This is a genomic window from Oxalobacter paraformigenes (assembly GCF_000158475.2).
Lineage (GTDB): Bacteria > Pseudomonadota > Gammaproteobacteria > Burkholderiales > Burkholderiaceae_D > Oxalobacter > Oxalobacter paraformigenes.
In genome coordinates this window covers 561,889-576,243 of the sequence record NZ_KI392031.1, presented here as the reverse complement: position 1 = coordinate 576,243, position 14,355 = coordinate 561,889, and the positions used below count along the sequence as shown (strand labels likewise).

Below are 14,355 nucleotides of genomic sequence, written 5' to 3'. Positions count from 1 at the left end.
AACATGGCTATTCTTCCCGACAAAAACCTGCTGGAAGGCACGAAAGAGCCTGAAACGACGACCGGCGAATTCCGGCTCGCGATGGGCAACCTCCGGCAATTCATTGCCGAGTTGCTCGGCAATGACAGCTCGAAAAAACAGGACGCCCGCGACACGCTGGGCGCACAGGAAAAATACCGCGCCGACGCCGCCGGCACGGCCGACGCCCTGACGGCCGCCTTCACCCCGCCCATCCTGAAACCGCTGCACGGCCTGCACGCGCAAGTTCGGGCCAAAGAAGCCAACACGAATGCCGCCCCGACTTTCCGGGCGGACGAAACCGGCGCCCTGCCGGTCGTCAAGGGCAACAACCTGCCCCTTTTGCCCGGCGACATCGCCGGGGACGGCCACTGGCTGGAAATGAAATACGACGCCACCCTGAACAAATGGGTGCTCGAAAACCCGGCCTGCGGCGTCTCGGTTGACGCGTTCATGGAACCGAAACTGGCGGAAAAAGCCGACAAAACGGAACTGGACGAAAAACTGGCCGGAAAACTCGACAACACCGAAAAAATACCCGTCGGCAGCGTGATCGCCGTCGCCGGCAACGTCACGCCAGACGGTTATCTGCACTGCAACGGCGCCCCGTTGCTGATTTCCGTTTACCCGGAACTCTTTGCCGTCATCGGCTATACCTATGGCGGCGATGGCGCGACGATGTTCCATCTGCCGGATTTGCGGAACCGGTGGATGAGAGGGAGCGACAAGGCAGGAGGCGTACTGGCGGCAGGGTTGCCGAATCTCTACGGTACGATAACCGACTTTTGCTGGTCTTACGGCCCGGAACCCAACGGAACAGGCGTTTTTGCAGGCTCCTATACTGGCGGCGGTTCCGGAGCCTACAACTCCAATACGGGCGGCCCTGCAATGGTGGTTTTCAACGCTTCCCTGTCGAATGGCATCTACGGCGCTTCCGATACAGTCTGTCCCCCGTCAATAAATGTCCGCTACTGCATCAAATATTAAGGAGCAACCATGAAAGCAACACGAACCGTTTACGAATACGACGAAGCCGGCCTTTATGTCGGCGAAACCACGGCCGAACCGTCCCCGCGCGAAAAGGACGTCTGGCTGATTCCGGCCAACGCCACTGAACTCGAACCGCCCATCACCGGCGAACACGAATGCGCCGTCTTCCGAAACGGACGCTGGAGCGTCCGTTACGATTACCGCGGCACGACGTACTGGCTGCCCGACGGCACCGAACACACGATTACCGAAACCGGCATGATCGTCCCGGAAGACGCCCTGACGGAACCGCCGCCGCCATCGCTGGAAACGGTCAGGCAACGGAAACTCGCCGAACTGGATGCGGCTTTTGCCAGCGCTTCGGGAAAAGCGCATTGCCTGTTTTCTGCCGGGTTCGAGGTTAATGCCGATGAGACGGCAAGCCAAAATGTCGCGAATCTTGTCCTGTCGATGGAAGCGAAGGGGCAGGAAACGGCCCGGTTCCGTGCGTATGACAACACGTTTCATGAGCTAAGGCTTTCACAACTGAAAACCCTGCAACTGGAGATCATCGCCCACAGGGAAGCGCTCTATGCCCGGAAATGGGCCTTGCGCGATGCGATTGCCGCCGCCCGGTCGGTAAAAGCGCTTGAAAACATCGACATTACCTTTGACCAGCCCGTCTGAAAACGGCACCGTCATTGATTACCGGGCGCACACGCGCCTTTTTTATTATGCCACCCCGGCCTTCCCTTGCAGGAAGGTCTTTTTTTATGGAGACACCATGACCAGACTACCCGACAGAAACCTGCTGGAGGGCACGAAAGAGCCTGAAACAACGACCGGCGAATTCCGGCTCGCGATGGGCAACCTCCGGCAATTCATCGCGGATCTTTTCGGCACCGACAGTCGTGACAAGCAGGAGGCGCGCGACATTTTCGGTGTGCAGGAAAAGTATCAGGCTGAAGCGTCCGGCACTTCCGACGCCCTGGAAGCGGTTTTCCCGCACACGGTAACGGTTCCCCTGCACGGCATGCATGTGCGCGTCAGGGCCCGTTCGGCCAACACGAATGCCGCCCCGACTTTCCGGGCGGACGAAACCGGCGCCCTGCCGATCGTCAAGGGCAACAACTTGCCCCTTTTGCCCGGCGACATCGCCGGAAATGGTCACTGGCTGGAAATGCAATACGACGGAAGCCTTGAAAAATGGGTGCTGGAAAATCCCGCTTTCGGCGTCTCGGTCATGCCGGTTGTGAATGAAAAAGCCGACCGGTGGGAAATCATGGCAGAACTGGCCGGCAAACTGGACAAGGCGGAAAAGCTGCCGGCCGGCACCATTATCGCCGTCGGCGGCAACATCACGCCGGAGGGCTTTCTGTATTGCAATGGCGCAAGCCTGAGCCCGTCGGCCTACCCGGAACTCTGTGCGGTGATCGGCGGAACTTACGGCGGAGACGGGCTGACGACGTTCAATCTGCCGGATTTCCGGGGACGCTGGATGCAGGGTAATGACACGGCGGGGAGAGTATTGGCGGCCGGTTTGCCGAATGTGACAGGAACGATTGTATCGGGAGCCATTGCCCATGCAACCGCTTATCAGACAGGCGCCTTTTATAATATCGACGTAGGCGCATTTGGAGGCTATCACGCAGGAAGTCAAAACCATTACCGGGCTGGATTCGAGGCTTCCCGTTCCAATCCGATTTATGGCGCCTCCGACACCGTCCGGCCGCCGTCCATCACCGTCCGCTACTGCATCAAATATTAAGGAGCAACCATGAAAGCAACACGAACCGTTTATGAATACGACGAAGCTGGCCTTTATGTCGGCGAAACCACGGCCGAACCGTCCCCGCGCGAAAAGGACGTCTGGCTGATTCCGGCCAACGCCACTGAACTCGAACCGCCCATCACCGGCGAACACGAATGCGCCGTCTTCCGAAACGGACGCTGGAGCGTCCGTTACGATTACCGCGGCACGACGTACTGGCTGCCCGACGGCACCGAACACACGATCACCGAAACCGGCATGATCGTCCCGGAAGGCGCCCTGACGGAACCGCCTCCGCCATCGCTGGAAACGGTCAGGCAACGGAAACTCGCCGAACTGGATGCGGCTTTTGCCAGCGCTTCGGGAAAAGCGCATTGCCTGTCTTCTGCCGGGTTCGAGGTTAATGCCGATGAGACGGCGAGCCGGAACGTTGCGAACCTTATTTTGTCGATGGAAGCGAAAGGGCAGGAAACGGCCCGGTTCCGTGCGTATGACAACACGTTTCATGAGCTAAGGCTTTCGCAACTGAAAACCCTGCAACTGGAGATCATCGCCCACAGGGAAGCGCTTTACGCGCGGAAGTGGGCCTTGTGCGACGCCATTGCCGCGGCCCGGTCGGTGAAAAAACTGGAAGCGGTCGATATCGCGTCCGGCATGGCAGCCTGAAAAAAGAAACCGTTTCTGTGACGGGATAGGCCGCAACAGGGTATCCCGTTTTTTGTCACACCCCCTTCCCGGCAGGGAAGGCTTTTTTATGGAGAGAGAATGGCTATTCTGCCTGACAAGAACCTGCTGGAAGGCACCAAGAAACCCGAAACCACGACCGGCGAATTCCGGCTCGCGATGGGCAACCTCCGGCAATTCATCGCCGATCTTTTCGGCACCGACAGTGCCGACAAACAGGACGCCCGCGACGTTTTCGGCGCACAGGAAAAATACCGCGCCGACGCCGCCGGCACGGCCGACGCCCTGACGGCCGCCTTCACCCCGCCCATCCTGAAACCGCTGCACGGCCTGCATGTGCAAATTCGGGCCAAAGCGGCCAGCACGACCGCTGTCCCTACTTTCCGGGCGGACGAAACCGGCGCCCTGCCGATCGTCAAGGGCAACAACTTGCCCCTTTTGCCCGGCGACATCGCCGGCGACGGCCACTGGCTGGAAATGAAATACGACGCCACCCTGAACAAATGGGTGCTCGAAAACCCTGCCTTCGGCGTTTCCCTCATGCCGGTACTGGACGAAAAGGCCGACAAGACCGAACTGATGGAAAAGCTGGACAAAAGCGAAGGCATCCCCTCCGGCCTGATCGCGATGTACTCGGGAGCGGCCGACCATATCCCTTCCGGCTGGCTGCTCTGCAATGGAGAAAACGGCACGCCCGACCTGCGCGACCGCTTCGTTGTCGGGGCGGGCAAGGCGTATGCGGTGTATGCAAAAGGAGGAGCGACAACTGGTGCCGTATCGGGCCAGACAGGCGAGACGACTCTAACGATCAATCAGATACCATCGCACAATCATGGCGTTGGTTATTACATAAGCCGTAGTGGCAACGCAGGTAATGGATTTCAAGTAGAAAGAACCACTGATAATTTTGCCTTTACCTATTTGTACACAACAGTACAAGGCGGCAACCAGCCCCACTCCCACAGCCTGTCCGGTTCGGTTTCGACCGTACCGCCCTATTACGCCCTTTGCTTCATCCTGAAACAGTAAGGAGACCCGGTATGAAAGAACACGTTACCGTCATTCCGGCCGACGGGATCATCATTTGCGACGGCATGGCCCTGTCGTGCGCCTTCACGGCGCATGCCGAAAACCTGCACGCGCTCCAGTGGCACAACGGCCGCGGCCATATCGAATACCGTACCGGCGGGGTCATGTCGAACGAAGCCATCGCCTCGTATGAAGCCGAAGTCGCCCCTTATGTCGAACGCTGGCAGGCCGAATACGAGGCGCTGCACCCGGCCCCGGCCGCGTTCTCCGGCAACGCCACGGAAAAGAAGCCCGCCGCGCTGGACACCGTTCACAACCGCTTGTTCCCTGCCGCGAAAACCGGCGCGGCAGGCGGCCAGACCCGTCCGGAAGAACCGGCTTTTTCCGCCGACTTTTCCGGCAGGGGCGCAGACGGGCACAGCAATCCCGCTTCTTCCTCCCGCCCTGAGGCTCCTGCCGAACTGTCCGTCTGCCGGGCGGAAACGGACAAGACCACAAGCGGCGAAACCGGCCCGCTCCCCTTTAGCCGGGCGACTGACAGGCAAATGGCCGACTCGCGGCACGACGGGAAAAACTGGTACTGCCTGTGGCCGGACGGCTGGCTGGAACAGGGCGGAGAAGCCGCCATCGGCCCCGGAGGAACGGTTTCCATCGCTTTTCCGCGGGCTTTCGGAACGCTTTGGCACATCAGCCTGACGCCCTCCGGTTTCACCGGAGAAAAGAACCATGCCGCCAGCATCGGGCTGGCGGCCCAATCGGATTCCGGTTTCACGGCTTGCCAGTTAAACAACAGGAAAAGCGGCCACTGGAACGGTTTTCTCTGGCACGCCTGCGGCGAAAGCGCCTGAAAACCGGTCGCCGCCCCGTCTTCCGCCGCATTTGCGCCATGAGCGAACGCGGCGTCCTGTTTCACGCAAGGCCTCTCCCGGCAGGGAGAGGCCTTTCGGCCCATGCCCGAAGCCGTATTCCGCCATGCCTGCCCTTGCGGATACCTGTCCTTCATTTGCATCATGGTCAAAGCCGTCTGCCTGCGGTATGCTTGTCCCTGTCAAAAAACGTTCCTGACAACGAGGAGACGCCATGAGCGCACTGCACGACAGACTCAAAAACAACGAATTTTTCAAGACCGGCGCTTTCATCCACGGCAAGTGGATCACGACCGGCAAGACGTTCCCGGACACGAACCCGGCCACCGGCGAACGGCTGGCCGACGTCGCCTGGAGCGGCCGCGAGGAAACGGAAGCGGCCATCATTTCGGCGAAAACGGCGTTTTCCGACTGGCGGAAAACGACCGCGGCCGAACGGGCCGCCATCCTGAACCGGTGGTATGCCCTGATTATGGAAAACAAACCCTTTCTCGGCGAACTGATGACGGCCGAACAGGGCAAACCCCTGCCCGAAGCATTGGGCGAAGTCGATTACGCCGCCAGTTTCATCCAGTGGTTCGCCGAAGAAGCCCGGCGCGCCAACGGGGAAATCATCCCGCCCTTCAAGCCGCATTCCCGGATTTTCGCAACGCGCGAACCGGTCGGCGTCGTCGCCGCCATCACGCCCTGGAATTTCCCGATGGCCATGCTGACCCGGAAACTGGGGCCCGCGCTGGCGGCCGGCTGCACCGCGCTGATCAAGCCGGCCGCCGAAACCCCGCTGTGCGCCAATGCCCTGCTGGCGCTGGCCGACGCGGCCGGCATCCCGCCCGGCGTACTGAACGGCGTCTGCGGCGATACACACGCCATTTCCGACGCGATCATGGCGTCTTCCGACGTGCGCAAGATCACGTTCACCGGTTCGACCGCGGTCGGCAAGACGCTGGTCAGAAACGCGGCCGACACCTTAAAGCGCGTCACGATGGAACTGGGCGGCAACGCGCCCTTGATCGTGTTCGACGATGCCGACATCGACGCCGCCGTGGCCGGCACGGTTGCCAACAAGTTCCGCAATGCCGGACAGGTGTGCGTCGCCATCAACCGCATTTATGTACAGGATGCCGTCTATGACGCCTATGTCGGAAAACTGGCGGAAGCCATCGGCAGGCTGACGGTTGGCGACGGCATGACGCCCGGCGTTGCCATCGGCCCCTTAATTGATGAAAAAGCGCTGGAAAAAGTTGAACGGCACGTCAAAGACGCTCTGGACAAAGGCGCGGAAATCGTGACCGGCGGCAAACGGAGTCCGCTGGGCGGCACGTTTTACGAACCGACGCTGCTTTCGCACTGCTCTGACGATATGGCGCTCGCGCACGAGGAAACCTTCGGGCCGGTCGCCGCCTGTTTCCGCTTCCAAACGGAACAGGAAGCCGTCTATCGCGCCAACAACACGCCTTTCGGGCTGGCTGCGTATTTCTATACGAAAGACCTCTCGCGCGTTTTCCGGATGTCGGAAGCGGTCGAGGCCGGGATGATCGGCATCAACGACACCGGCGTTTCCTCCACCGTCGCCCCGTTCGGCGGCGTCAAGGAATCGGGACTCGGCCGGGAAGGCTCGGTGCTGGGACTGGAAGACTATCTGGAAGTGAAGACATTGCATCTGGGCAATCTGGAATAAAAAAAAGACGCCCTCTTCCCCTTTCCCCGCGTGGCCGTCCGGAGACGGATGGCTTCGCGGACTTTCCTTTTGCCCCCATACGGCCACAGGACGGCCGGAAAAGGCGTTCCCGCGCCAGCCGTCTTGCAAGGCCGGACTTTTCCGGAAAAGGGCGTTTTCCCGCGCCCCGCCGGCACAGCCCGGCTGGCCTGTCCGGCTTCAGGCTTTCCTTTCTTTCAGGGCCAGTTTCCACTGGAACAATTTCACGCTGAGATACCCGTACAGACGGCAAAGGAGCGGACAATGATCGGACAGCCACCAGAGCGTCCGGTATTTCGCGTCGATGCGGGACACCCGGTTCCGTTTCTTGTCTTCCAGAAACCGCCCGAGCCGTTCCGTTTCCTCTTCCGACAAAGCGGGTCTGTACAAATCAATCACGCGCGTACTGATCGCACTGTTGACCGCCCGGCGTTCGCTGTATTCCACCACGCTTTCACAGCATTCCCGGGCCACCCGCTCGCGTTCTTCCCATGCCCGGAACATGCCGTAGCGGTTTTTCGCATTCTGCTTGTTGGACACGCTTTTTATGGACGTCAGGGAACCGTCGTTCAGGAGATTGTAGTAATAATAGGGCGTCCGGACATAAACCGCGCTTTTGGCCTGCATGAAAATCCGCGGCATCACCAGCAAGTCCGAAAAAGTCCGGACCGACGCGATGCGGATACCTTCAAAGAGGCTGGCCCGGAAAAACTTGTTCCACATATAGCTTAAAAGCTCGTCTTTCAGGATCAGTTCCCGCATTTTTTCAATGCCGACATCGCCGGGATGATAACACTGGGTCATCAGTTGCAGCCCGTCTTTTTCGATATTCCAGAAATCGAACACCACAATGTCCGCCGAACGTTCCCGCGCCGTTTGAAGCGCCTTTTCGACCAGTTCCGGCGCGATATAATCGTCGGCATCGACGAAAATGACATATTCGCCCGTCATGGCGTCGAGCGCGACATTCCGCGCTCTGGCCACCCCGCCGTTTTCCAGATGAAACACCCGGATGCGGGCATCCCTTGCCGCGTAATCGTCGCATATCGCGCCGCAGGCATCCGGAGAACCGTCGTCCACCAGAAGAATTTCCAGATTCGGGTAAGTCTGGCCGACAATCGAATCCAGACAGCGCGCCAGGTACGCCTGCGCCCGGTAAACCGGGACAATGACGGAGACAAGCGGTAAAGCCATACAAAACGTTTCCATTAATCAGTCAACAATCCGGCTCTGGCCGGAGAATTCCGCCATTTTATGCCATAAAGCCCTTTTTCCGGGAATTTTCGGCAACCGGGCCACACCCTGACGCCTCCGGCTTACCAAACCGGATGCACTGTCTCCCGCCGTTTTGCTTCCCCCCGGATGTCGCCGCCTGCCCGCAAAAGAACGCCGGACAGGCTGTACGCCGCTTTCCGTCCTTGCCGGGGGCAGGGCGCCAGACAAAGACTTCCGCGACAGACCGGTCGGGGCCGCCCCGCCTTTCCTCCATTTTCCCCGGTACCGGCCCCTTCTCTCCCGATCCGCCTGCCGGCCTTTTCCGGAACCGGCCCGGAAAAGGGAACGATATCGCGCAAACGGTCACATCCGCTTGACCCGCCGAACCCCGGCAACCGCCATAGCCCTTCCCCGATCTCAGGCGCCATACAACACATCCGCCGCAAGAAAGCCTCTTTTTTGCCCGCGTCTTCCCCGTCCGGGAAAACAGGGAGCGGTACCGGCGATAAAGCCGTCCTTTTCCCTGCAAGGGCCGAAAGAAACCGTGCCGCCCGGCCCCGGCCTCTTCTGGCTTCCGCCGCAAGGGAACCCTTTGCCAGCCCTTTCAGCCCTTGCCGCAAAGTCCGTGAACGGACACGCTTTTGCCCCCGCCTTTTATTGCATAAAACGCCCTTTGGCACTACCATAAAAATTTGGCCCCGCTTCAGGCATATGCATCCCCGTCTTTTTCCCTGCCTTTTGGCGTTTTTCCCGCTGTTGGCCAGCGTTTCGGCCGTCCATGCCGACGACCGCCTGTATGAAAACGCCTCCCGTCCCGCCGAATGGAAAACGCCCGCCCTTTTCACCTTCATCGGCGAAATCATCAGCTCGGGAAAACCCGTCGATACCCGGCCGGACATTCTGAAATACGAATCGCAGGCGGAAGAACAGGAACACCCAGACACCAGCGCGCCACCCGCTTCCGGCATCGGCAGCGCTTCCGCTTCCTCTCTCCCCCCGGCCCCCCCTGCCTCGCCTGCCTTATCGGCCTCGCCTGCCCCGTCAGTATCGTCAGCACCTTCCGCTTTGCCGGTTTCACCCGCTGTTGCCCTCCCTCCAGCCGCCCCGTCCGCTCCGGAAACGGCCGCCAGCCCGGCCAGAGCGCCTTTTCCGGTTGCTCCGGTTGCCGCGGATTCTTCCGGTTCCCTTCCGGCTTCCTCCATTCCCGCCGCTGCGGCCACCCCTTCCGCTTCACCCGCGGCAAACGGAGAAGACAGCCGGTGCGCCGCCGTGCTCGACATCCTCCGTGCCCATCCAGAAGCGCAGGACGCCGATGAATATGTCGATCGCGGCATGCTCTACAAAAACGGAATCTGCGTGAAAGCCGATCCGGAAAAAGCCCTCGCCCTGTTCGCGGCAGCGGCCAAGACAGGGCATCCCGCTGCCATGTACTGGCTCGGCACGATGCTCGTATCCGGTGAGGGAACGCCGAAAAACGAGGCGCTGGCCATGCAATGGTTCCGTCAGTCGGCCGAAAAGGGCCATGTTCCGGCCATGACCGCGCTCGGCATCCTGAACCTGCGCAAAACGACCGCGCCGCCCGACCCGGCCGCCGCCCGAAAATGGCTGGAAAAAGCGGCCGCCCGAAACGACAGGCAAGCCCGGTTCGAACTCGGCATGATGGCCAAAAACGGCATCGGCATGCCGGCCGATCCGGCCAGTGCCCGCGAGTGGTTTGAAAAGGCGGCCCAAAGCGGTCACCGGAACGCCGCCTATCAGCTTGCCCTGCTGCAATTTGCCGGAAAAGGCGGCCCCGAAAACCGGCAGGCCGCGATAAAAGAATTCACGCGGCTGGCGGAAGAAGGCTTCCCGCCGGCGCAATACACGCTCGGCTACCTGACGCTGAAAGGCGACGGCATCCCGCCGGATCCGGAAGAAGCCGCAACATGGTTTTCAAAAGCGGCCGCCCAAAACGATATCCGCGCGATATCCGCGCTCGGTTACCTCTCTCTTAAAGGCATCGGCACGGCGCAAAACGACACGGAAGCGTTCCGCCGGTTTGAAAAAGCGGCGCGCCTGAACGACCCGTATGCGCAGGAACAGCTGGCGCTCCTTTACGCTCACGGCCGTGGCGCGCCGGCCGACCCGGCCAAAGCCCGCGAATGGTTTGAAAAGGCGGCCCGGCAGGGCTATGCTCCCGCCCAGTACCGTCTGGCCCTGTTTCTGCTTTCCGCCAACGCCCTGAAACAGGAGCCCGACACCGCGGCAACATGGCTCAGGAAAAGCGCGGGCAGCGGCTATGCCGACGCCAGCCACTTTTACGCCAGCCTCCTGTATCTGGGCGTCGGCGTGCCGCAAGACATTCCCGAAGCCATCCATTATTTCACCAAAGCCGCCCGGGCCGGCCATGCCGAATCGGCCTTCATTCTGGGAACGATCTACGCCAGAGGCAACGGCGTAGCGCGCGATCCGGACAAGGCCCGCGACTGGTTCGGGATGGCGCAAAAAGCGGGCCATCCCGACGCCGCCCGGGCGCTTTCAAAACTCGACGACATGAGAACAGCGCCACCGGACGGTTCCGCCCGCCTTCCCCCGGCACAGGCGGCGGGCAAAGCGGCCAGCCCGCCGCCTGCCGCCATACCGCCTGTGAGCGTACCGCAGGTTCCGGCGCAAGACGTCTTTAACTGAGCCGGCCGGATGCGCTACAATGCCGTTTTCACCCTTCCTCCCGAACCGATAAAACGGCGGTTCGTCGATAAAACATGGAACGTCAATACCTGAACCTCTTAAAGGAAATACTGGAAACCGGCGCCGACAAGGGCGACCGCACCGGCACCGGCACCCGCGCCGTCTTCGGCCGCATGATGCGGCACGACCTGAAAAACGGCCTGCCGCTTTTGACCACCAAACGGCTGCACATCCGTTCCATCATCTGCGAACTGCTCTGGTTTTTGCAAGGCGGCACCAACGTGCGCTATCTGCACGAAAACAAGGTCACGATCTGGGACGAATGGGCTACCGAAACCGGTGACCTTGGCCCGATCTACGGCGCCCAGTGGCGATCCTGGGAAGGTTCCGACGGGAAGCGATACGATCAGGTTGCCGCCGTGATCGACTCCATCCGGGAAAATCCCGACAGCCGCCGCCACATCATCAGCGCCTGGAACGTGGCGCTTTTGCCCAGCGAAAAGAAATCGCCGCAAGACAACGTCAAAGACGGCAAAATGGCGCTCGCCCCCTGCCATGTCATGTACCAGTTCCAGGTGGCGGCCGGGCGGCTTTCCTGCATGATGACCCAGCGCTCCGGCGACATTTTCCTCGGCATCCCGTACAACACGGCTTCCACCGCCCTGTTAACCCACATGATCGCCCGGCAGTGCGGGCTGGAACCCGGCGAAGTGATCCATTCCATCGGCGACCTGCACCTGTACAAAAACCATTTCGATCAGGCCCGCCTCCAGCTTTCCCGCGAACCGCGCGCCCTGCCCGGGCTGAAACTGAAGAACAAACCCTCCATTTTCGATTACACGCTCGACGACTTCGAAATCACCGGATACGATCCGCACCCGGCCATCGCCGCCCCCATCGCCGTCTGACAGGCGACAAAACAAAACCGGACAGGACACGCGCCCGACAGTGTCCGGTTCACCCGGCCGGCCGGAAAACCCTGCCGGAAACCGGCGTGTCCCACAAAAGCCGCGTCCCCCGCCATTTCAGTCCGGCAAAACGGGATCGGCCTAAAGGCAAGGGCGACAGCCTTATACCGGCCCGCTCTTTTTCTTTCATCGGCGCGAAAAAAACCGGCCTGCCGGCCTTTTCCCGCCGCAAACGCGCCTCTTCCCGCTTCATGGCGCCGCCTTGCGCCCCCCGAAAACCGGGAAACCCGGCACGGCGGCGACTGGCCGTAAACCAGCGGCCGTCCCGGTTTCCGCCGTTCCCTGTCCTGCTCCTCTGTCCCGAAAAACGCGTTCTGACGGCTTTCGATCGCCGCTGCCGCAGGCTGCCCCGAACACAGCGGGGTGGCTCCGCCAGAGCGGGCAGCCGGCGTTTCCCCGGCTTTTTCCGCCGGCACGCCCTTTCCGCAGCAAAAACCGCCAGCGCCGGCACGAAAAGACCTCACGAAAAAGACGCGGCGGCTCCGTCCGTGGACACAGAGGCCCTGAAAAGCCGCCCACCCGGCACGCGCGTTGCAACGGCCGCCGTTTTTTCGCGAAAAAACCGGCTGACTTCCGCCATTTTTCCGCCGTATCCGTTACACTTACTCCAGTCCCATCCCGCCAACGCCTGCCCCGTCAGGCCTTACCACTTAAAGGAGTCAGGAAATGGAAAACAAGCGCCCGAAAAACGGAAAAGTCTGGTTCATCACCGGCGCCTCGCGCGGATTCGGACTGGAATTGACCAACCTCCTGCTGGAAAAAGGCCACCGCGTTGCCTCGACCACACGGCAACTGGCCAGACTCGAACTGGCCATCGGCCGGGAAAACGACCGCTTTCTTCCCCTTGAAACCGATCTCGTCAACGAAGTTTCCGTCAAAAACGCCTTGACGAAAACCGTCGAAAAATTCGGCGGGCTCGACGTCATCGTCAACAACGCCGGCTACGGCCAGTTCGGCTATGTGGAAGAAATCAGCGACACGCTGGCCCGGCGCGAATTCGACGTCAACGTCTTCGGCGTCCTGAACGTCATCCGCAACGCCCTGCCCTACCTGCGCCGGCAGCGCTCCGGCCACATCTTCAACCTCTCGTCGATGGCCGGTTTCACCGGATTTCCGGGCAGCGGCATTTACTGCGCGTCCAAATTCGCCATAGCCGGACTTTCCGAATCCCTGCGCGACGAACTGGCCGACTTCGGCATCCGGGTCACCTGCGTCAAACCGGGCAACTTCCGCACCGACTTTCTGGCCGACTCCATGCAGTTTGAAGACACGTCCATTCCCGATTACGCCGCAAAACGCGAAGCCTTCCACATGCTGCTGAAAAAAATGAACCACCAGCAAATCGGCGACCCCGTGCGCGGCGCGGAAATCATCCTGTCCGTTTCCGGCATGGAAAACCCGCCCCTGCATCTATTCCTCGGCCCGGACGCCTACAAGGTCGCCAACCGCCAGATCAAAAAAATCCAGGCCGACATGAACGGCATCGAACCGGTCGCCATCGACACCAACTATCCGGAATAAGCGGGCAGGAGAGATCCCCTTTCCGCCCCGTCCCGCAAAAGGGGCGGCGTTTCGGCCTGTCCCCTGTTTACGGCCGCATAACTTTGCTAGAATAAAGCCTTGCAAGGCTGTCGCCCGGGCGGCAGCCTGCCTTTTGCCTTGCAACGAAACCTTATCATGCCGAAAAAAACACTGCCGTTCCTGTTCTGCCTCCTGCTCTCCCTGACCTTCGCCATCATTGCCCCGGTTCATCTGGCGCATGCCGACGACCTGTCGCGGGGACTGGAACTGTATCAGGCGAAAAAATACCAGGACGCCATTCCCTACCTTGAAAAAGCCGCCAGAGAAGGCCACGAAGAAGCCATCAGGGCGCTGGACACGCTATACGCCGACAAGACCCCGGCTGTCGCCATGACCGACCGCGACGCGTCCGCCAACGGCAAAAACACCGCCACGCCAGCCGCCCCGCCCCTTGCCGGCAACAGGACGGGCAGTGAAAAAGAAGCGCAGCCAGCCCCGGCATACGAAAAAGCGACCGTCGCCGAAGACCCGAAAGAAGCCGAAGACCGGGCCTTCCTGCGCAAGGTCATGTTTCTCGGCACCGCCGTCCTGATCCTTGTCATGTGGATCGTCCAGTATTTCCTGCTGCGCAAACTGAGAAACCGGAATTTCCGCAAGGAACCCCCGACGGACGCCGCAACCAAAACCGGAAAAACCGGCGTCCGGAAATAGGGGCCGTTCCTTTCCCTCTTCCCGGGGTTCCGGCCAATCCGGAACCGTTTCGGTTTTCCCTGCCTGAAAACCGCCGCCCCCTTCCTTCATCGCCCTGCCGGGCAGAAAACGCGGGCGTCCCGGGCCCAGAGGCCCTCCCCGGTGAGGCGTCCGCACGGGCCAGTTCCTGAAAAACGCTGTAAAAACCGAACCGTTCGGAAAAACCGCTTCCTTTGGCGTCAAACATGGCGCGGTTCCCGA

Annotated in this window: 12 protein-coding genes; 11 read left to right on the top strand and 1 reads right to left on the bottom strand. The window is 60.8% G+C overall.

Annotated elements, in window-relative coordinates; translation table 11 throughout:
* Positions 1-3 precede the first annotated feature (3 nt).
* From OFAG_RS12855 to OFAG_RS06200, 7 genes are all read left to right on the top strand, one after another.
* On the top strand, positions 4-1,005 hold the full coding sequence (locus tag OFAG_RS12855) for a tail fiber protein (protein ID WP_005877208.1): 1,002 nt from the start codon (positions 4-6) through the stop codon (positions 1,003-1,005).
* Positions 1,006-1,014: 9 nt separating this feature from the next.
* The gene (locus OFAG_RS12850) at positions 1,015-1,674 is read left to right on the top strand and encodes a DUF4376 domain-containing protein (RefSeq protein WP_005877210.1); all 660 of its coding nucleotides are present in this window, start codon (positions 1,015-1,017) and stop codon (positions 1,672-1,674) included.
* A 97-nt stretch (positions 1,675-1,771) separates the two neighbouring features.
* Complete coding sequence (locus tag OFAG_RS12845) at positions 1,772-2,755, top strand: phage tail protein (RefSeq protein ID WP_147617684.1); 984 nt, start codon at positions 1,772-1,774, stop codon at positions 2,753-2,755.
* Between the two features lie 9 nt (positions 2,756-2,764).
* The gene (locus OFAG_RS12840) at positions 2,765-3,424 is read left to right on the top strand and encodes a DUF4376 domain-containing protein (protein ID WP_005877214.1); all 660 of its coding nucleotides are present in this window, start codon (positions 2,765-2,767) and stop codon (positions 3,422-3,424) included.
* Between the two features lie 99 nt (positions 3,425-3,523).
* On the top strand, positions 3,524-4,471 hold the full coding sequence (locus OFAG_RS06210) for a hypothetical protein (RefSeq protein ID WP_005877215.1): 948 nt from the start codon (positions 3,524-3,526) through the stop codon (positions 4,469-4,471).
* An 11-nt stretch (positions 4,472-4,482) separates the two neighbouring features.
* A complete protein-coding gene (locus OFAG_RS12835; protein ID WP_005877217.1) occupies positions 4,483-5,319 on the top strand; it encodes a hypothetical protein in 837 nt (278 codons plus the stop codon).
* Positions 5,320-5,551: 232 nt separating this feature from the next.
* Positions 5,552-7,015, top strand: a complete 1,464-nt coding sequence (locus OFAG_RS06200) for an NAD-dependent succinate-semialdehyde dehydrogenase (protein ID WP_005877219.1) — start codon at positions 5,552-5,554, stop codon at positions 7,013-7,015.
* A gap of 198 nt (positions 7,016-7,213) precedes the next feature.
* Here the strand turns inward: OFAG_RS06200 and OFAG_RS12830 are convergent, their stop codons facing one another.
* Positions 7,214-8,227: a glycosyltransferase family 2 protein gene (locus OFAG_RS12830; protein WP_005877221.1), complete on the bottom strand. Its 1,014-nt coding sequence runs from the start codon at positions 8,225-8,227 to the stop codon at positions 7,214-7,216.
* 732 nt (positions 8,228-8,959) lie between these two features.
* Between OFAG_RS12830 and OFAG_RS13325 the strand changes: the two genes are divergently transcribed.
* The 4 genes from OFAG_RS13325 to OFAG_RS12825 all read left to right on the top strand — a co-directional run bounded on the left by OFAG_RS13325 (position 8,960) and on the right by OFAG_RS12825 (position 14,115).
* Complete coding sequence (locus tag OFAG_RS13325) at positions 8,960-10,915, top strand: tetratricopeptide repeat protein (RefSeq protein WP_155979187.1); 1,956 nt, start codon at positions 8,960-8,962, stop codon at positions 10,913-10,915.
* Positions 10,916-10,989: 74 nt separating this feature from the next.
* On the top strand, positions 10,990-11,823 hold the full coding sequence (locus OFAG_RS06180) for a thymidylate synthase (RefSeq protein WP_005877224.1): 834 nt from the start codon (positions 10,990-10,992) through the stop codon (positions 11,821-11,823).
* Positions 11,824-12,549: 726 nt separating this feature from the next.
* The gene (locus tag OFAG_RS06170; RefSeq protein WP_005877226.1) at positions 12,550-13,404 is read left to right on the top strand and encodes an SDR family NAD(P)-dependent oxidoreductase; all 855 of its coding nucleotides are present in this window, start codon (positions 12,550-12,552) and stop codon (positions 13,402-13,404) included.
* A gap of 156 nt (positions 13,405-13,560) precedes the next feature.
* On the top strand, positions 13,561-14,115 hold the full coding sequence (locus OFAG_RS12825) for a hypothetical protein (protein WP_020994955.1): 555 nt from the start codon (positions 13,561-13,563) through the stop codon (positions 14,113-14,115).
* The last annotated feature ends 240 nt before the right edge of the window (positions 14,116-14,355 follow it).

Excerpts from the sequence above, each read along its gene's own strand:
- OFAG_RS12835 (WP_005877217.1), top strand. The coding sequence starts at position 4,483 with ATGAAAGAACACGTTACCGTCATTCCGGCCGACGGGATCATCATTTGC.
- OFAG_RS06180 (WP_005877224.1), top strand. The coding sequence starts at position 10,990 with ATGGAACGTCAATACCTGAACCTCTTAAAGGAAATACTGGAAACCGGC.
- OFAG_RS06210 (WP_005877215.1), top strand. The coding sequence starts at position 3,524 with ATGGCTATTCTGCCTGACAAGAACCTGCTGGAAGGCACCAAGAAACCC.
- OFAG_RS12845 (WP_147617684.1), top strand. The coding sequence starts at position 1,772 with ATGACCAGACTACCCGACAGAAACCTGCTGGAGGGCACGAAAGAGCCT.
- OFAG_RS12840 (WP_005877214.1), top strand. The coding sequence starts at position 2,765 with ATGAAAGCAACACGAACCGTTTATGAATACGACGAAGCTGGCCTTTAT.
- OFAG_RS12830 (WP_005877221.1), bottom strand. The coding sequence starts at position 8,227 with ATGGCTTTACCGCTTGTCTCCGTCATTGTCCCGGTTTACCGGGCGCAG.
- OFAG_RS12825 (WP_020994955.1), top strand. The coding sequence starts at position 13,561 with ATGCCGAAAAAAACACTGCCGTTCCTGTTCTGCCTCCTGCTCTCCCTG.
- OFAG_RS13325 (WP_155979187.1), top strand. The coding sequence starts at position 8,960 with ATGCATCCCCGTCTTTTTCCCTGCCTTTTGGCGTTTTTCCCGCTGTTG.
- OFAG_RS06170 (WP_005877226.1), top strand. The coding sequence starts at position 12,550 with ATGGAAAACAAGCGCCCGAAAAACGGAAAAGTCTGGTTCATCACCGGC.
- OFAG_RS06200 (WP_005877219.1), top strand. The coding sequence starts at position 5,552 with ATGAGCGCACTGCACGACAGACTCAAAAACAACGAATTTTTCAAGACC.
- OFAG_RS12855 (WP_005877208.1), top strand. The coding sequence starts at position 4 with ATGGCTATTCTTCCCGACAAAAACCTGCTGGAAGGCACGAAAGAGCCT.
- OFAG_RS12850 (WP_005877210.1), top strand. The coding sequence starts at position 1,015 with ATGAAAGCAACACGAACCGTTTACGAATACGACGAAGCCGGCCTTTAT.